16 protein-coding genes are annotated in these 17678 nt (G+C 42.2%); 7 read left to right on the top strand and 9 right to left on the bottom strand.

Annotated features, from left to right (window positions below):
• From EXE29_RS10070 to rimI, 3 genes are all read left to right on the top strand, one after another.
• The coding region (locus EXE29_RS10070; RefSeq protein WP_455423639.1) for an EF-Tu C-terminal domain-related protein at window positions 1-214 on the top strand (214 nt) is incomplete at its 5' end.
• 242 nt (window positions 215-456) lie between these two features.
• Window positions 457-1338 (top strand): metal-dependent hydrolase, encoded by an 882-nt coding sequence (locus tag EXE29_RS10065; protein WP_120364528.1) that lies wholly within the window; start codon window positions 457-459, stop codon window positions 1336-1338.
• A 119-nt stretch (window positions 1339-1457) separates the two neighbouring features.
• Window positions 1458-1916 carry a ribosomal protein S18-alanine N-acetyltransferase gene (gene rimI / locus EXE29_RS10060; protein ID WP_120364529.1) on the top strand — a complete coding sequence of 153 codons (459 nt, stop codon included), beginning with the start codon at window positions 1458-1460 and terminating at the stop codon, window positions 1914-1916.
• 35 nt (window positions 1917-1951) lie between these two features.
• Here the strand turns inward: rimI and EXE29_RS10055 are convergent, their stop codons facing one another.
• The 3 genes from EXE29_RS10055 to trxB all read right to left on the bottom strand — a co-directional run bounded on the left by EXE29_RS10055 (window position 1952) and on the right by trxB (window position 4676).
• On the bottom strand, window positions 1952-2767 hold the full coding sequence (locus EXE29_RS10055) for an arginyltransferase (protein WP_120364530.1): 816 nt from the start codon (window positions 2765-2767) through the stop codon (window positions 1952-1954).
• A gap of 31 nt (window positions 2768-2798) precedes the next feature.
• Complete coding sequence (aat, locus tag EXE29_RS10050) at window positions 2799-3533, bottom strand: leucyl/phenylalanyl-tRNA--protein transferase (protein ID WP_120364531.1); 735 nt, start codon at window positions 3531-3533, stop codon at window positions 2799-2801.
• A gap of 192 nt (window positions 3534-3725) precedes the next feature.
• On the bottom strand, window positions 3726-4676 hold the full coding sequence (gene trxB / locus EXE29_RS10045; protein ID WP_106985100.1) for a thioredoxin-disulfide reductase: 951 nt from the start codon (window positions 4674-4676) through the stop codon (window positions 3726-3728).
• A gap of 253 nt (window positions 4677-4929) precedes the next feature.
• Between trxB and EXE29_RS10040 the strand changes: the two genes are divergently transcribed.
• Window positions 4930-8220 carry a DNA translocase FtsK gene (locus EXE29_RS10040; RefSeq protein WP_120364532.1) on the top strand — a complete coding sequence of 1097 codons (3291 nt, stop codon included), beginning with the start codon at window positions 4930-4932 and terminating at the stop codon, window positions 8218-8220.
• A 76-nt stretch (window positions 8221-8296) separates the two neighbouring features.
• On the opposite strand, the gene EXE29_RS10035 is transcribed toward EXE29_RS10040, so the two are convergent.
• A complete protein-coding gene (locus tag EXE29_RS10035; RefSeq protein WP_120364533.1) occupies window positions 8297-9103 on the bottom strand; it encodes a helix-turn-helix transcriptional regulator in 807 nt (268 codons plus the stop codon).
• A 526-nt stretch (window positions 9104-9629) separates the two neighbouring features.
• Between EXE29_RS10035 and EXE29_RS10030 the strand changes: the two genes are divergently transcribed.
• The 3 genes from EXE29_RS10030 (at window position 9630) to EXE29_RS10020 (ending at window position 13898) form a co-directional block, all read left to right on the top strand.
• Complete coding sequence (locus tag EXE29_RS10030; RefSeq protein WP_106985096.1) at window positions 9630-9929, top strand: ESPR-type extended signal peptide-containing protein; 300 nt, start codon at window positions 9630-9632, stop codon at window positions 9927-9929.
• Between the two features lie 93 nt (window positions 9930-10022).
• The gene (locus tag EXE29_RS10025; protein WP_130125652.1) at window positions 10023-12683 is read left to right on the top strand and encodes a YadA-like family protein; all 2661 of its coding nucleotides are present in this window, start codon (window positions 10023-10025) and stop codon (window positions 12681-12683) included.
• 312 nt (window positions 12684-12995) lie between these two features.
• Window positions 12996-13898 (top strand): AEC family transporter, encoded by a 903-nt coding sequence (locus EXE29_RS10020; RefSeq protein ID WP_106985093.1) that lies wholly within the window; start codon window positions 12996-12998, stop codon window positions 13896-13898.
• Between the two features lie 60 nt (window positions 13899-13958).
• Here the strand turns inward: EXE29_RS10020 and EXE29_RS10015 are convergent, their stop codons facing one another.
• From EXE29_RS10015 to EXE29_RS09995, 5 genes are all read right to left on the bottom strand, one after another.
• The gene (locus EXE29_RS10015; protein WP_106985092.1) at window positions 13959-14246 is read right to left on the bottom strand and encodes a PA4642 family protein; all 288 of its coding nucleotides are present in this window, start codon (window positions 14244-14246) and stop codon (window positions 13959-13961) included.
• 351 nt (window positions 14247-14597) lie between these two features.
• Window positions 14598-14870, bottom strand: a complete 273-nt coding sequence (gene minE / locus EXE29_RS10010; protein WP_106985091.1) for a cell division topological specificity factor MinE — start codon at window positions 14868-14870, stop codon at window positions 14598-14600.
• Window position 14871: 1 nt separating this feature from the next.
• On the bottom strand, window positions 14872-15684 hold the full coding sequence (minD, locus tag EXE29_RS10005; protein WP_106985090.1) for a septum site-determining protein MinD: 813 nt from the start codon (window positions 15682-15684) through the stop codon (window positions 14872-14874).
• 68 nt (window positions 15685-15752) lie between these two features.
• Complete coding sequence (gene minC, locus EXE29_RS10000; protein ID WP_106985089.1) at window positions 15753-16478, bottom strand: septum site-determining protein MinC; 726 nt, start codon at window positions 16476-16478, stop codon at window positions 15753-15755.
• 122 nt (window positions 16479-16600) lie between these two features.
• Entirely contained in the window at window positions 16601-17659 is a 1059-nt protein-coding gene (locus EXE29_RS09995) for a preprotein translocase subunit SecA (RefSeq protein WP_120364536.1), read from the bottom strand.
• Window positions 17660-17678: the final 19 nt, after the last annotated feature.

Genomic DNA, 17678 nt, shown 5'->3' with positions numbered 1-17678 from the left:
TAACGGTTACCGTCCACAGTTCTACTTCCGTACTACGGACGTAACTGGTGCGATCGCGCTTAAAGAAGGCGTGGAAATGGTAATGCCTGGTGACAACGTTGAAATGTCAGTAGAGCTTATCCACCCAATCGCAATGGACCCAGGTCTACGTTTTGCGATCCGTGAAGGCGGTCGTACAGTTGGTGCTGGTGTAGTTGCTAAAGTAACTGCATAATCGCTGATTGTGTAAAAAAAGCGCCTCTTTGAGGCGCTTTTTTTATGGCTAATGATTCTAAAAAAACTATCAAATCAAAACGAAAGATAAATTGTCAGACAATAATTTTGAAAGCTGTCCTTAACTGATATCTCTTGACCTTAACTGCGATTATCGAAAAATTGCAAATCTTTAATATTAAGTTATGAAAATATAAATATAAGGATGAATCAGCTGAATCAGCTGATTGGCAGGAGTTAGTTATGAACGCTAAAGTAAATATTACCAACCGTGCAGGCGCAAGTTTCCCAGTTCGTCGAATGAACTTTGATTTTGATTCAGTTCCAGAGTATTGGATGAATGGTTCTGCAGGTCTCACACATTTTATGACTGCATTATCTGCACTATTCCCAGCAGGTGAAAAGTTCTTTATTGACAGCGTTCGTGCTGTTCGTCAGCATCCTGGCATTAAAGACAATGCAGAGTTACAAAAAGAAATTTCTGCATTTATTGGTCAAGAAGCTATGCATACACAAGAGCATGTAGGCTTTAATGCATCTGCACAAAAATTTGGCCATGATGTTGATACTTTGGATGGTTATACTGGAAAAGTATTAAAAAATTCGAGCAAGTTTTTAGCAATGATTGGTAAGCCGTTTGGCTTTAATAAGCAAATGGTGGACTTAACCATTACCACAGCGCTTGAACACTTTACTGCAACGATCGCAACTCAATTATTGGTGAATCCGCATATTCAAGAGCTGATGACTGATGAAACCATGAAAACCATGTGGTTATGGCATGCAATTGAAGAAAATGAACATAAAGCTGTCGCTTATGATGTATATGAAGGTGTATTTGGTAAAGGCGTAAAAGCTTATACGGTACGTACGACAAGTTTAGTTGCAACTATGGTGACGTTATTTTGTGTACAAAGCTACTTCTTATTTCGATTATTAAAAGAAGATCAGCAACTCAACCGCGAATCTTTAGGCACAATTTATGAATATGCATATAGTCCATCTAAAGGCGTAATTACTGGGATGGGTAAAGAAATGTTGTTATATTTCAAACCTGGTTTTCACCCAAATGACTTAGATACACACAGTCTGTTGGCAAAATGGAAAGAGAAATTAGGTTTTTAAGTGAATGCTGTAGTTTTTTGAATCTTGTAGAGCGATGAAAATCGCTCTTTTTTTTACTCGATTTTTTTGTCAATTTTTTTATAATTCGCTATTCCTATTCGCGATAAAAGATAACGAAGATGATTCGTTTGATGAATACGGCCGATGTAGCATCTGTCGTAGAAATTGAAAAATTAGTCCAAAGCCATCCGTGGACATCTAAGCAGTTTGATGAGGCGGTGACTGGCTATCAAAGTACAGTCATTGAAGTACGTGGGCAAGTTGTGGGTTTCTGTATTTTACAGCCCGTTTTAGATGAAGCGAACTTGTTGCTCATGGCGATTCATCCGAGTCAACAAGGCCAAGGTTTAGGATATCGTTTACTAGAAGAATCTATTGCGATGCTGAAAAATAATCCTGTGCAGATTTTTCTTGAAGTACGTGAATCAAATACCGCTGCGATTCGTTTATATGAGAAATCTGATTTTCATCAAATTGATTTAAGAAAAAACTATTATCCGAAGCCAGATGGTACGCGTGAGCACGCCATTATTATGGTGCGTACATGTAGTGATGATTTTTCACAGCTATTTAAATAAGAAACACAACCGCGTTGTATTGGACAATGCGGTTGTTATTTAATAATGGAATTATTCCAACCTGAAGGGAGGGTCGTCATTAAAGAGTCTCCTAAATGTTGAATTTCTTCGGCACTTAAGGTGTGATTTAAACGACGCCATTGCCCATCAAGTAGCAATTCCAGAGGAATGTAATCCGACTTGTAATTCATTTTATTGGAATGAGGAACCCAATAGCCTAAGTATATATATTGTAAACCGAGCGCTTTGGCATATTCGATTTGCTTTAATACCGCGAACACGCCTAAAGAGCGTTTATGTTCATCTGGGTCAAAAAAAGTATAGACCGCAGATAAGCCGTCATCGAGCGGATCGCAGGTTGATACGCTAATGAGACGATCATCTAGCCATAATTCTAAAAAGAAACTGTCCGTACAGCTATGAATTAAGAATTTTTCAAATTGATCACGACTTGGTGGAAACATGTCGCCATCAGCATGTCGCTCCGTAATGTAACGCTCATACAACGCATAATGTACATCGCTTGCATCTTTGGGTTGTGTAATTTTAAGGCTTAAATCCTGATTGCGTTTCCAAGCTTTCTTTTGTTTGCTGTTCATTGCAAATTCATGGATGGGAACACGAGATGATAAGCATTGGCGACAGAGATGACATTCTGGTCTATAAACAAAATCACCACTACGACGAAAACCCATACGGGAAAGTTCAGACAGCGTAACGACGTCAATACGATGCACTGGATCTAAAAACACCATACGTGCAGATTTATTGTCTAAGTAGCTACAGTCATGTGGTGGCGTAATATAATACTGCAACTCGTTAAGCAGGGATTTTGGTTGATATGAGTTCATGCAATATCCCTCTATTTTTGTATGATTCGACTCAATCGGGAACTAATGCGGAATTTTGCGCTATTGTTTTACTTGAAAATACACTGTCTTGATATTTTTTCCAATCAATTGCAGGGCGTTTTATCACATCTTGTAACGAATTTAAGTATATTTGGCGAGAAACTGTACAAGCACCTAAGCTGATTAAATGATCATTTTCTAATTGGCAGTCTATCCATTCAAGCTGATTTACTTGTCCAATCAGCATTAAACTGTAAAAAGCCATTTTAGACACATCGGTGCGGGTGCTAAACATGGATTCACCAAAACAACCTTGCCCAATACTAATACCATATAAGCCTCCGACAAGTAGATCTTGTTCCCAAACTTCAATGCTATAAGCATAGCCTGCATCAAACATGGCGCAATAACCTTGAATAATATCTTCAGAAATCCAAGTCTCATTGGCATAACTGCGTGGAAGTGAGCAGGAGCGGATCACTTTTTCAAAAGCATGATTGACCGTAATGCGGTAATTCATTTTCTTCATGCTACGTAGTAAGGTTTTGCTTGGACGATAATCTTGTGGGCGGATAATACAGCGCGGTTCAGGACACCACCAATAAATTGGCTCACCTTCAGAAAACCATGGAAATAATCCATGTGTGTAGGCTTCAAATATTGTGGAAGGGGAGAGGTCTGCGCCACTGCAAATCAATCCTTGTCCTTCTGGGTCAACTTCGACTGGGTCTGGAAAGGTAAATTTAGAAGCTGGCAGGCATTGCATAAGAGATTTTGACCTAGATTGATTCTGTTTATCATAACCAATATTTGATCACTGCCCAATCGGGGATGTTTTGTTATATTTTGTCTTTATGAAATGGCTCGTTATTTTTTGTTTGTTTATAGGGCGAGTTAAACAGGCTTAAAGTAAAAAACCGCCATGACGGCGGTTTTTTTTATCTATAGCGCTTAGGAATTAAAGCGCATCAAGATATTTTTCTGCATCAAGGGCAGCCATACAGCCTGAACCCGCAGAAGTAATCGCTTGACGGTAAATGCTGTCTGCAATATCACCTGCAGCAAATACGCCAGCTACTGAAGTTTGCGTCGCGTTACCTGCAGTACCGCTTTGTACTTGTACATAGCCATCACGTAGCGTCAATTGACCTTCAAACATACCGCTGTTTGGCTTGTGGCCAATCGCAACGAACATGCCTGTCACATCAACATTTTGTGTTGAATCATCTTGAGTTGATTTTAAGCGTACTGAAGTTACGCCAGATTGCGCATCGCCCAATACTTCATCGACTTGATGATTCCAAATGATGCTGATTTTGCCTTCTTTTACTTTTTCAAATAAATGATCTTGAAGGATTTTTTCAGAACGTAGCGAGTCACGACGGTGTACTAAAGTCACGTGTGAAGCAATGTTTGAAAGATAAAGTGCTTCTTCAACTGCAGTATTACCACCGCCTACAACCATCACCTTTTGGTTTTTATAGAAGAAGCCATCACATGTTGCACATGCACTCACACCTTGGCCCATGTAGGCAGCTTCAGATTCTAAACCGAGGTATTGTGCTGTCGCACCTGTTGCAATAATTAAGGCATCACATGTAAATTCATCCATATCGCCTTTAAGTACAAATGGGCGTTGACTTAAATCAACTTCGTTGATGTGGTCATAAATAATTTCTGTACCAAAGCGCTCAGCATGCTCTTGCATACGTTCCATGAGGGCAGGGCCTGTTAAACCGTGTGCATCGCCTGGCCAGTTGTCTACTTCAGTTGTTGTTGTTAACTGTCCACCGAGTTGCAAACCGGCAATGAGTGTTGGTTTTAAGTTGGCACGTGCTGCGTACACAGCCGCGCTATAACCAGCAGGGCCAGAACCTAAAATAATTAAACGAGAGTGACGAGCGCTCATTCGCGACATCCTTTTTTTATAGGGAAATTTGTGGAATTATACGTGAAAGTCGGTGCTGATTGTGTGAGATTAAAGTCGATATTATTGATCATTGAAATCGATTTGGGCTATATAGAATAGAGTTAACAACTTAGCTAAATAATCATGCATCTTTTTTTGATGAAGAAGTGCATAATATGAGGCTTATTGCGCAGCTTAGATTCAAGCCAGCCAGCAAACAAAAACATTTGAAAAATTGGTTACAGGACAGTATATGACAGCGGTGTCGGGTGCCTATGCACAGCGCTTAATAATGACATTATTCTTGGTCTCATTTGGGATTTATCTGTTCCTTGCAACAGTCACTTATACACCATTTGATCCAGGCTGGATGCACATTTCTAGTGATACTATGCAAGTATCAAATGCCAGTGGCGTTGCTGGTGCATGGATTGCTGATCTTTTATTTGGTTTTCTTGGCTGGGCCAGTCTACTGATACCTGTATATTTGTTTGCAGAAGCAGTACAAGTTTGGTGGCCACATAGCTTTTTAAACCGTCCTTTTCGTGTTGCTGCACAGTTTTTTATTTTGTTGGCGACTGCGAGTTTATTGTTTTTGTTCTGGCAAGTTCCTGCAGATACTTTAGATAATGCATCTGGCGGTATTATTGGTTATGAATTAGGCCAAAGTTTATCTAATTTACTGACCATTTATGGCGCGGCTTTCTTCCTGATTGTGTTTTGGGTGCTCCTGTTTACTTTAGCCTTTGGGGTAAAGTGGAACAAAACTTGGGTCACCTTAAAAGCGGCACCTGCGTATTTACAAGATCTATTTTATCGCAATGTGCCTGAAAGTGAGTCTGCATACGACTTAACTGCACCACCCGCTAAAAAAGAAGCGACACCTGTTGTTGCGAAAATGGGAACATCAGCTTCTGCAACGGCATTGGCTGTGGAGCATCAACAGCAATCGAGTATTGATCCTGCTGTGCGTGATAGTGCAGCAGAGCGTTTGTTTAGCGATATTGCAGATAAAGAATGGGAAGCAGAGCAACGGCAGCCCCAAGTTGAAGCTGATTTAACTACGCCAGAATTAGATGCAGAGTTTGAACAAACTTTGGAAAAAGCCCATCGCTTAATGGATGATCCTGAGCGTGTTGTCGCGACAGGTGAAGTGTGGCGTGCATTAAATTCAGATGAAGATCAACGCCATAAACAAGATATTGATGCCTTATTAAAAGCAGCTGAAGAAGAGCAGCAACCTAAAACAGCGGCCACTAATTTCCAGCATGTAGTGCATGCACACGACGCATCTACAGTAGACATCTCTACACAGCCAACATCCTCGGCATCAAAATCATCTGTAGATTGGGATGATGATGAAATCTTTGATGAGTTGTTGGCTGCAGTGCCAAATGCAAAAACGGCGACAGATGTACATATCCCGTTTAATAGCACATCACTGACGGATGATCGTGCTGAAACGACTACGTCGACTGTGCCAAGTGTAGAAACGCAGTTTGCACCACAGCCACATGATAAGCCAAGTTTGCATATTGTAGATGATGCTATGACGCTAGCGGCAACAGCGGCAACAGCGGCAACAGCGGCAACAGCGGCAACAGCGGCAACAGCGGCAACAGCGGCAACAGCGGCAACAGCGGCAACAGCGGCAACAGCGGCAACAGTGGCAACATTTGCAGCTACACCTATAATAACAACGGGATCTAAAGCAGCAAATTTAGACACAGAATTTGATGATCTTGATGATTTACTGGTTGATGATTTAAATGACACGCCAGCACCAAGAACCACTAGCAGTTATGCGCAATCATCTTCATTGGTAAATGCCAATATTCAAACCAGTTTTGAAGCACCTAAGCCATTAGTATCTGAAGAAGAAAAAGCGCTGATTAGCTCGAATAAAGATGCTTTCCGTGAAGTTTGGCAGGATACTGCAGGCCGTCCAGCTGAAGCTGAACCAGAGTTTGAAGAAGAAGACTTTGATTTTGATGCGCCATTAACAGATTCGGCAGGTCGTCCGCTGTCTCGCGCCATGCAGGTTGCGAAAAAGCGTTTAGATTTACCGCCATTGCCGGGTCTAGATTTGCTGGATGATGTTGATCCGAATAAAAAGGTGAATTTTACAGAAGAACAGTTAGCCCGCCTTTCTGAACTGCTGGAAATTAAACTGCAGGAATTTAACGTCAAAGCGAAAGTGATGGAGGCACAACCAGGGCCAGTTGTAACTCGCTTTGAACTGGATTTGGCGCCGGGTGTAAAAGCATCGAAAGTGACCAATATTTCGCGTGACTTAGCGCGTTCGATGTCTATGGCATCGGTGCGTGTAGTCGAAGTTATTCCGGGCAAGCCTTATATTGGTATTGAGGTGCCAAACAGCTCACGTGAAATGGTGCGTTTAATTGAATTGTTAGAAACGCCAGCTTACCGTGATCCAAATGCATTGCTCAGTATGGCGATGGGTAAAGATATTTCGGGTAATCCTGTATTGGCCGATTTGGCTAAAGCACCTCATATGCTGGTTGCAGGTACGACAGGTTCTGGTAAGTCAGTCGCTGTAAACTCAATGCTGCTTTCGATGCTGTTGAAATATACGCCTGAGCAGCTGCGTCTAATCATGATTGACCCGAAACAGCTTGAACTTGCCAACTATAACGATATTCCTCACTTGCTTACGCCAGTCGTGACTGACATGAAAGATGCAGTCAGCGCATTAAACTGGTGTGTAAATGAAATGGAACGCCGTTATAAACTGATGTCTATGATGAAAGTTCGTAAAGTTATGGACTATAACCGTAAGGTGCAAGAGGCATTGGCAAATGGCGAAGATCTATTTGACCCGACTTGGAAAGCCAGTGAGTCAGTGGCGGGCGAGCGTGCACCTCGCTTACAAGAAATGCCATTGATTGTGATTGTGGCGGATGAATTTGCTGACATGATCATGCAGGTTGGTAAAAAAGCTGAAGAAATGATTACACGTTTAGCGCAAAAGTCACGTGCAGCGGGTATTCACTTATTACTTGCAACACAGCGTCCAACTGTGGATGTTGTGACAGGTTTGATTAAAGCCAATATTCCAACCCGTGCAGCCTTGCGTGTGAACAGTAAACTTGATTCGCGTACAATTTTAGATGCAGGCGGTGCTGAAGACCTATTGGGTCATGGCGATATGTTGTTCCTTGGCCCAGGTAAAATTGAGCCAGAACGTGTGCATGGCGCTTTTATTAGCGATGATGAAGTGAACCGTATTTGTGATGCTTGGCGTGAGCGCGGTGAGCCTAATTATGTGGATGAAATTTTAACACCGTATGATGAAGAGCCGACCTCTCGTGGTTTTGAAGATGGTGATGGCGGTTCCGACCGTGATGCGCTGTATGATCAGTGTGTGTCTTTCGTACTCGAAACGCGTAAAGCATCAACCTCATCTTTGCAGCGTAAATTTAGCCTTGGCTATAACCGTGCAGCCCGTATTATCGACCAGATGGAAGAAAACGGGATTGTCGGCGCCATGGGTGCAAATGGCAAACGCGATATTTTGATTTAAATTTAAGATCATATAAAAAAGCAGCATTTATGCTGCTTTTTTTATGCTGGTCAGTTTTAGTTGCTTTCCTTTACTGTTAGTACTTGAGGCTCCAGCGACTGGCATAGTCAATTAGTTCAGCCAAAGAATGTACATGGAAGGTCAAGTAAATGGCTTTGATACAGTCTTTTAAAACGGCTGGACTGATTTCAAGCTTATGCATAATGTCTTGCTTGGAATTACCTGTGACTAAGAGATAGGCAACTTGACACTGTTGTGGTGAGAGATCAGCATTTTCTAATTTTGTCCAGATGAATAAGCTACGGGGTAATTCATGCTTCAAATGTAGCGCGATACATCGGTCTTGCTGTAGAGGTGAAAACATCCACTCAGCGCGAGTATTTAAAATGCCATTTGGGATATCTATCCGCGTTTGAGGGAGTTGTACACCATATTTGAGTTCATTGATCACTTGATAACAGATTTTGGGTAAGGCTTTGTTGGGCTCCCAAAAATCATAGTGGATTGCAAGTAAGTTGAGTAGATCCTTCACTGAGTCTGTCATCATGATGACTTCACTGTTTGGATCAAGAATGAGCATTGCTTGCTCAACATCAAAGTTAAACTCCTTGCGTAAAGTTGTTTGATGTTGCAAGGCGTATTCAATATATTGGCCAACCTGAGATAGAAAATAGCTATCTTGTTCGGAAAAGCTTGAACCTACACCACGGAACAGTGAAACACCACCACTTGGTTTATTGGACTGTTCTAAGCGTAAATCTAGCGTATGGTGTACACCGCTACCGCGGACCATAATCTGATAATTGTTGCTTTGAAAATAATGTTCGTCAGGGCGAAGTAGATTCCCAGATTTTGGTAAGGTGGGTGTATCTAGCCACCGCATATGGCCTTCAGTTTTTGGGTATAAAAATATTTCGACCTCATGTTGTAATAAATCAATGAAACGTTGATCTAGTCAAGAGTGATAATACATATAAGGCACAGCTGATGCTGATGTAAGTGCAAAAGCATGTAAATCATGCGGAATAAGCTGATTTAAATATTTAAAAAATAAAGGCGCTAAAGTAATTGCAGAATGGCCTGAGCAACACAAGTAACGAATCCGATTTAATGTACTTTTTTTATTGCTATCCAATTTACGCAAAGTTGCCATAAATCGCCATAAATAATAATGAATACACTTATTTTACCTAGATTTTTTTGATTAAAAAACATCCGAAAATGTGTGGGTTAAATTTCAGGATAAAAAAAATAAACTTTAGCCCCCCAGTCAGGGGTCATGCTTGAGCCACTTGTTATGGCTTTATTCAGTTTTTCATACGCAAGAAATGCAGTTTGTAAATTTTTTGCTTTAGCACTAGGAAAAACAGAAAGCATCAAGACGATGCTAAGCAGATTTGGGGCACAACATGAATCATATATATAAAGTCGTACGCAATAGAAAAGGCCAGCTTGTAGTTACAGGAGAAGCTGCTAAAAGTCATACAGCGACCAGTGAGAAAAATACTGGATATAGATGTGTACAAATGTTGGCTGCAGTTATCTGCGGTCTAGCTGTTACGCAAAGTGATGCTGGCGAAATTTGTGCGTATCAATCTGGTACAAGTTCTACGTCAAGTGCGGTTGGTTCAGGTGCAATCGCTTGTGGCAGTAACAATGGTGCACCAGGAACAGACAGTGTTGCATTGGGGCATAAGAACCTTGCATAGTCGACTGAAGTAAGTGTGATTGGTTATGGCAACCAAGCACAATCTGAATATGCTAGCGCTATAGGTTATAAAAACATAGTTGGACAAAATGCCATGACAGCCACTGCAATTGGTTATAAAAATACGGCTTCCAATCAATATGCTATGGCATTTGGAGCAGAAAATACTGCTTCAGGCATACAGAGTAATGCCTTTGGTAATTCCAATACCGCATCAGGGCGTTTGAGCAGTGCAGTGGGTGCATATAATACTGCATCAGCGCTTAGCTCTAGTTCTGTGGGCTATTTGAATAGAGCGTTTGGTACAAACAGCAGCGCATTAGGTGCTTTAAACATTGCTTCTGGGTTTGATAATAGCGCAATTGGCTTTACAAATATTAGTTTGGGAAATTCAGGCAGTGCAATAGGAAATCGAAATACTTCGATTGGGCTGTCTTCAGCGGCGATTGGTAGCGGATTGAAAAATGATTCAACGATCAGCAGTGTAAGCAGTAGGGCGCGTCAATATGATTTGAAAGACAGCGCAGGCAAGCTGGTCAGTGTCAATGGAATTGAAGTGACTGTTTCTGCAGGCGCAGGCTTAAGCGGCCTCAATTATATTACCCATATCAATGGCGCAGCGGTCACAGCCGAGGAACGTCAGCAATTTTTAGACAATGTCCGTTATGGCAACATCGCTGCAGGTGATTACAGTACTGCCTTGGGAACATTCAACTTTGCAATTAAGGAAAACAGTACAGCTGTTGGTGTGCAAAATACTGCAAAAGGTTTAGATAGCAATGCTGTGGGTTTAAAAAATACCGCATCTGCTGATTATGCCACTGCAGTCGGCAATCGAAATTATGCTGATGCAACCAGTTCAGTTGCCATGGGCTATGGAAATCGGGCCACTGAAGTAGGTGCAACGGCAGTCGGCTACATGAACCAAGCAAGCGGTGAGTATAGTACCGCAATGGGGCATGCTTCGAGAGCAAGTGCAAAATGGAGTAGCGCTTTTGGTTCAGGCGCGAGTGCAACGGCGCAAGGCGCAACGGCAATTGGCACGAGCTCAATTGCTGATGAAGAAAATACCGTATCCACAGGCCAGTGGACGATGGAAAAACGCTTAACTAACCTTGCTAAAGCCATAAAAGATACAGATGCTGTCAATTTATCTCAATTACATCCAATGGTAACTGCATTGGGTGCCGGCGCAAACTATACGGGCGGGGTTTGGACAGCGCCAAGCTATATTATTCAAGGAAGAACGTATCGAGATGCAGGTAGTGCTTTTACTGCAGTGAATAGCAAGCTCACAAATTTGCAAACACAAGTCAGCAGTTTGGTGACAGGCGGTACAGGGACAGGCGCAAATGGAAAAAGCGCGTATGAAATTGCTGTAGCAAACGGCTTTAGTGGCAGTGAAACTGCATGGCTAGCTTCATTAAAGGGTGATACAGGGGCACAGGGTTTAAAAGGTGATAAGGGAGACAAAGGAGATCAAGGATTACAGGGCTTAAAAGGTGACAAGGGGGATAAAGGTGACCAAGGTTTGCAAGGCTTAAAAGGTGATAAGGGAGATAAAGGTGATCAGGGGATACCGGGTTTAAATAGCGTTACAGGCACAGGCAATGGTGCGAGCGCTTATGATATTGCGGTCAATCATGGATATGCAGGAACAGAAGCCGATTGGCTGACATCACTGCAGGGGTCTCAGGGCGTCAAAGGCGACAAAGGGGATCAAGGTTTGCAGGGCCTCAAAGGCGATAAGGGCGACAAAGGTGATCAAGGCTTGCAGGGCCTAAAAGGCGATAAGGGCGACAAAGGTAATCAAGGCTTGCAGGGCCTAAAAGGCGATAAGGGCGATAAAGGTGATCGAGGCTTGCAAGGCCTTAAAGGTGACCAAGGATTCAGCGCATTTGATCTTGCTGTACAGAATGGTTTTAACGGGACAGAGCAGCAGTGGCTGACGTCACTGGCCAGCGGTGGCACAGCGGCTGTATCCATTGGAACAAACCCAAATCCACAGGCGGTATTGCCTTTGGCAACAGGCATAGATGCTGTAGCCATAGGCAGTTCATCTGAAGCATCAGGGGATCAGTCTATTGCCTTGGGGACGGCGAATCAGGTGTCTGGAGAACAGTCTATCGCACTCGGAAGCAGCAATATGGTTGCAGGTGAAGGCAGTTTGGCCATCGGAAATGATAATTCAGTGAGTGGGCAAAATACCGCTGTATTGGGCAATGCAATAAATGCATCGGCAAATAATGCTGTGGCTTTAGGTCATGGCTCTACAGCGCTGCGTGACAATACGGTCTCTGTCGGTTCTGATACGCAGCAGCGGCAAATTGTAAATGTTGCAGCGGGAACACAAGATACCGATGCGGTAAACCTTGGGCAAATGCGGGAATCTGAACTGCAAACCTTAAATAAAGCGAATGGTTATACTGATACCCAAGTGACTGAATCGCTCAGTCAATCACGCCAGTATACAGACCAGCGTGTGAATGCATTGGAAAATGAATTCCGTAATGAGCGTCGGGATACACGGGCAGCGATTGCTTCAGCTATCGCCGTGGCGAATTTGCCTCAACCAACCTATGCAGGTGCAAATATGCTTAGTGTTGCAGGGGGTACGTGGCGAGGACAGCAAGGCTTTGCAGTCGGATTTAGTGGTGTAACGGAGGATAATCGTTTTATTTATAAAGCCTCTGGTACAGCCAGTTCTCAAGGTGATGTTGGTGGTGGTGTTGCAATTGGCTGGCAATGGAAATAAGGACCATTTAACAGATAAATCTGCACAGTATTATTTATAATTTTTTGAAAAGCCCAACTATTTTGAGTTGGGCTTTTTGTATTGTTTAGGCTCTAAATTTGGCTTGATATGTATATTGGATGGAGTAGTATGATGGTATAAATACGTGATAAATATCGTTAATATGTGAAAGGTTGCCATGCATAGATGTTCATTCTATGATTCACGACAACGCTTCAATTTTAAGTAATGATCAGATTACTGTAGAGACTTAGCAGGTAGCCAAGGAATGCAAATACAACGTCAGATGCGGATGAGCAGAGGAGCGTCTGCATGAATATTGTCATGGCGTTATTTCCACTGATCGTGCTCATTAGCATGGGCTATGGGTTTAAGCGTAAAAAATTTTTGCAAACAGAATTTTGGGCCAATTCGGAAAAACTCAATTATTTCTTTCTTTTTCCTGTATTGCTTTTTAATAACTTAGCAGGCGTACAATTAAATCTAGGTGCGATCTTCCAATTATTGCAGGCATTTTTTGCCGTTGTATTGGGTGTGGTTAGCATACTTTGGTTGTTGAAGCGAGTATATGCCATCCCTGTAGCGCGTTTTGGGGTATATGTACAGAGTCAAATTCGCTTCAATACCTATATTGGTCTGGCATTGATGGGGACGCTTTACGGCACAGAAGGCATGCAGATGTTTGCCATGTTGATTGCTGTTGCTATCCCTGTGGTCAACATCTTTTCGGTCATGGCCTTTTCTGAGGGGCAACGTGGACGATGGTATGACACGCTCTTTGCCATAGCTAAAAATCCGCTTATTTTGGGTTGTGTAGTTGGTGTGCTTTTTAACCTTTCAGGTCTGCATTTATTTTCTGGGATGCAGTCTTTATGCAACATCTTGGCAGCCACAAGTTTGCCCTTAGGCTTACTTTCTGTGGGTGCAGCGCTACAACTCGATCAGTTAAGTAAAGGCCTCTCACGGCTCACAGCAAATACTTTTGCGCGCTTGTTGATTATGCCGTGCTTGGCATTTTTCGCGAGCGGGAGTTTGGGGCTAACTGAGTTGCAAAGTATTATTTTGGTCACTTTTTTTGCTTTACCGACTGCATCTGCTTCCTATATTTTAACGCGGTACTTTCAAGGGGATAGCCAGTTGATGGCTGGCGTGATTAGCCTACAGACCCTATGCTTTATCGGAAGTTTTCCTTTACTGATGTGGTTGTTATATTAATTTTAAAATGTTGCTATAAAAAAAGCCTGCATGTGCAGGCTTTTTGATGCGAAAAAATGCTTATGCAAATTTTGCCAATACTGCTAAAAAGCCTTCGCTTTGGCGCGGGAATTGGGCAATCACATCATGAATACGCTGACCTTCAGGGTTGGTTGCATTAACATCACGGCCGTCTGCTGTGAATTGAGTAAGTAGGCGCTCATAGTCAGTAGGACGCATGTGTTTGAATGCATGGTATAGCACATGAAAATCGCCGTTTACGCCTTCAGGAGGTAACTGAGTTAAGTAGGCAAATACTCGTTCATCTGACCATTCTTCATTAAACGTCGCTGGTTGAGATAATGCCATTGCAATCCCCTTGGTGTTCTTTTGAAAATAAATAAGCAAAATATGAGTACGCAAGTGACAAAGTTTTGTTATTTACTTTGTCTTGAAGTTAATGCTTGTTGAGTCGTCAGTGCAAGAATTGCAATCTAACCCACTCGAAGCAAAGCTTCTCGTCTTGCTCCTGAACATGGCAGAGCCTTAAGGTTCAGTCGCTTCGAAGCAAAGCTTCTTGTCTTGCGCCTGAACATGGCAGAGCCTAAAGGTTCAGGCACTTCGAAGCAAAGCTTCTTGTCTTGCGCCTGAACAAAGCAGTGCTTTGTTCAGGCTCATATTTTGCCTTGATTCAATTTGATTGACTAATCAGAAATCAAATTAACGCTCTTCAGGCAAATTGATATTCATTTCAAGCATCTCGATGTTCGCTTCAGAACGTACAGACATTTGAATATGTTGCTCATCGACACCACGAACATAGCGGTTAACGACTTGCATGATTTCTTTTTTCATTTGGTCAATTTTGTCTTGGCTCAAACGTTTGCCTAAGCCATTTTCGGACGCAACAATGACTTTTAAGCGGTCTTTTGCAGTTTGAGCGCTTGTAGGTTTGTCATCACCGCTGAATAATTTACTCCAAAAACCAGCCATCTTATCCTCCAAATAATCGTGCTAACCAGCCTTTCGGCTTCGCAGTAATATGACGGTAAGGACGCTCTTCACCTAAGAAACGTGCAACTAAGTCATCATAAGCTTCGCCCGCTTGGGTTTCTGTATATAAGATGACAGGTTTACCTTCGTTCGAAGCTTGCAGCACGCTTTTGCACTCAGGAATAACACCCAGTGTAGGTACACGTAAAATGTCTTTTGAAATGTCATCAATGGTTAACATTTCTTGTTTGTCTGCACGTTCTGGGTTGTAACGTGTAATACATAAATGCTTACGGATACGACCTTCGTTGTTTTCTACTTTTTTGGTTTTGCTATCGAGCATACCAATAATACGGTCAGAGTCACGTACCGAAGAAATTTCAGGATTGGTCACAATAATTGCTTCATCAGCATGGTACATTGCAAGGATTGCACCGCGCTCGATACCTGCAGGTGAGTCACAAATAATATAATCAAATTCTTGTGAAAGTTCATCCATTACACGTGCAACACCATCATCAGATAAGGCATCTTTGTCACGTGTTTGTGATGCAGGCAAAATGTAAAGGTTTTCAATGTCTTTATCGCGAATTAACGCTTGTTGTAATCGTGCTTCGTTATTAATGACATTTACAAAATCGTATACTACACGGCGTTCACAGCCCATGATCAAATCGAGGTTACGTAAACCTACGTCAAAATCGATCACAACAGTTTTGTGACCACGTAGGGCTAAACCTGTTGCAAAAGATGCGCTTGTTGTAGTTTTACCTACGCCACCTTTGCCTGATGTTACGACAACAATTTTCGCCACCGAATCCACTCCTGTTATGGTTTAAATCCCCTGATCAATACAGGGGTTTATTGGTGTTTATTTATACATTAAAATTGCAAAGCTTCAAATACAAGCTCATGCTGGTCATTTAAATAAATGTGTACGGGTTTTTTCGTAACATGCGGTGGAATGTCATCGGCTACGCAATATGTCCCAGCAATAGACACGAGTTCTGCTTCAAGTGAATGACAGAAGATTCGTGCAGCACTATTGCCCCCAGCACCGGCAATGACTCTACCACGGACACTGCCATAAATATGTATATTTCCTGAAGCAATGACTTCGGAACCGCTGTTAATCCCAGCACTTAAAATAATGTCACCGTGATCTTGCACAATACATTGGCCAGTACGCAGAATTTCATCATGGTAAGACGTAATATGGCGGACTTCTGGTACCGCCACTACGACTGTATCTTCTGCTTGTGGCTGGGGTTTTTCAGCGACAGCAGGCGTTTCAATTGCTTGCTCTTTGGTTGGTTTGACCTGTTCCATCTTACGGTCAGGTGGAATGACTGGAAATTGAATAGCGCGAGCTTGGTCTGCCAAGACACCGTCTGTTACAGCAATCGGCTGTAACTCAAGGCTAATCAGCAATTGAATCAGTTCAATAAGCTCTTGTTCAACACTGCTTTCAATGACCGCAAGCGTTCCGATTGGGAAGGCTTTTTGAAGCATTGGGCTAAGTTGCTGGCGGATCGCATCATGATCATTTGTGTCAAGGTTAATGCGGATTGCATTGACCATTCTGCCTTTTATCCGTATATCAGCCATAATTATTCCTTCAAACTTCTCACTGTTGATTTTATGTGGAAGTGATATTTTAAGTAGAGCAAATGCTAGAACAAAATGAGGCATTTCTCTAGCAGAAACAGCAATTATTTTTGAACTATAGATTAATCTTTAGCTTGATCTTGTGCTTGGAGTTCTTGTTGCCATTGTTTTACTTTTACTTGCTTACGAATGGCCTCTAAACTTTCAAAAACAGCCGAGCGAACCAACGCATCAAGTTTGTCATTTTTTTCAATTTCAATGGCACTAATCCGTGTTGCAATATCTGTATATAAATTAGGATGCCTTACTGTAGACGCATTTGGTGATGCTAAAGGGTCAATTAAGCCTTGGGTAATATTTTCACCTAATCGCTGTCCGATGCTTTGAATTTGTTGTTCTATACGGCCACCGACAATCGGGATAAGGCGCAGTAATTGTGTCAGCTCAGGCGTATCTTCAATTGCTTGATTGACAATTTGTCCCACGCTTTTTGCAATACGTTCACGATCGGCTTGTAGCTCACGACTTAAATTTTCTTGCAGAATTTCAGCCAGCGCTTGGGAAAATAAATCCCGATGATGCTGAATGACATTGCTGATTAAATCTTTATGTGTTGTGCTGGTTTGAAGCTCATGTTTGAGACCATCTAAAACCGTTACCACTACACGATCGGATAATTCCTCCATCACGACGCGATAGTAAAATAAGCCTTTTTCCTGCCAAGAAGTTGGAAAAATTTGATAACCCATTTCATAGAGGCGGTAGGCCACAACCCCTGCACGAAATAATCGTAAAAAGCGGAAATAGGGCACAATGGCAACAATTTCATACCAATGGATAAACGGAAAGAAAAACCAACGTTGGTGATGTTTCTGTACGATTGCAATTGCCCAGCGCGTGAGTAACTCCACAATCAAGAAAATTATGAACCACGCTTCTGTAGTAATTACCCACGGGTGCAAGTATTCACGATAAAATTCAAGCACACTCGGTAAATGGATGGCATTAAAGAACCAGCCCCCAATATTGCTCATGAGGAAAAAGTTCATGCCTAAGCAGAACAAGTTAAAAATAATAATAAATACCATGAAAATGTCATAGGCCAAAAAAGCTTTGAAATAGAAGCTTTTGGGGTCTAAATGCTGGTATTTAGATTTTTTAACAGGGATGTTCTGCGACATAGAAGCGGGCTCCGTGTAT

Source organism: Acinetobacter sp. WCHAc060006, from assembly GCF_004209135.1.
GTDB classification, from domain to species: domain Bacteria; phylum Pseudomonadota; class Gammaproteobacteria; order Pseudomonadales; family Moraxellaceae; genus Acinetobacter; species Acinetobacter cumulans.
The sequence above is the reverse complement of the archived record's forward strand: the minus strand, read 5'-3'. Positions and strand labels throughout refer to the sequence as shown.

Coding starts and splice junctions, on each gene's coding strand:
- EXE29_RS10065 (WP_120364528.1), top strand. CDS start 457: ATGAACGCTAAAGTAAATATTACCAACCGTGCAGGCGCAAGTTTCCCA.
- rimI (WP_120364529.1), top strand. CDS start 1,458: ATGATTCGTTTGATGAATACGGCCGATGTAGCATCTGTCGTAGAAATT.
- EXE29_RS10055 (WP_120364530.1), bottom strand. CDS start 2,767: ATGAACTCATATCAACCAAAATCCCTGCTTAACGAGTTGCAGTATTAT.
- aat (WP_120364531.1), bottom strand. CDS start 3,533: ATGCAATGCCTGCCAGCTTCTAAATTTACCTTTCCAGACCCAGTCGAA.
- trxB (WP_106985100.1), bottom strand. CDS start 4,676: ATGAGCGCTCGTCACTCTCGTTTAATTATTTTAGGTTCTGGCCCTGCT.
- EXE29_RS10040 (WP_120364532.1), top strand. CDS start 4,930: ATGACAGCGGTGTCGGGTGCCTATGCACAGCGCTTAATAATGACATTA.
- EXE29_RS10035 (WP_120364533.1), bottom strand. CDS start 9,103: ATGCGGTGGCTAGATACACCCACCTTACCAAAATCTGGGAATCTACTT.
- EXE29_RS10030 (WP_106985096.1), top strand. CDS start 9,630: ATGAATCATATATATAAAGTCGTACGCAATAGAAAAGGCCAGCTTGTA.
- EXE29_RS10025 (WP_130125652.1), top strand. CDS start 10,023: ATGACAGCCACTGCAATTGGTTATAAAAATACGGCTTCCAATCAATAT.
- EXE29_RS10020 (WP_106985093.1), top strand. CDS start 12,996: ATGAATATTGTCATGGCGTTATTTCCACTGATCGTGCTCATTAGCATG.
- EXE29_RS10015 (WP_106985092.1), bottom strand. CDS start 14,246: ATGGCATTATCTCAACCAGCGACGTTTAATGAAGAATGGTCAGATGAA.
- minE (WP_106985091.1), bottom strand. CDS start 14,870: ATGGCTGGTTTTTGGAGTAAATTATTCAGCGGTGATGACAAACCTACA.
- minC (WP_106985089.1), bottom strand. CDS start 16,478: ATGGCTGATATACGGATAAAAGGCAGAATGGTCAATGCAATCCGCATT.
- EXE29_RS09995 (WP_120364536.1), bottom strand. CDS start 17,659: ATGTCGCAGAACATCCCTGTTAAAAAATCTAAATACCAGCATTTAGAC.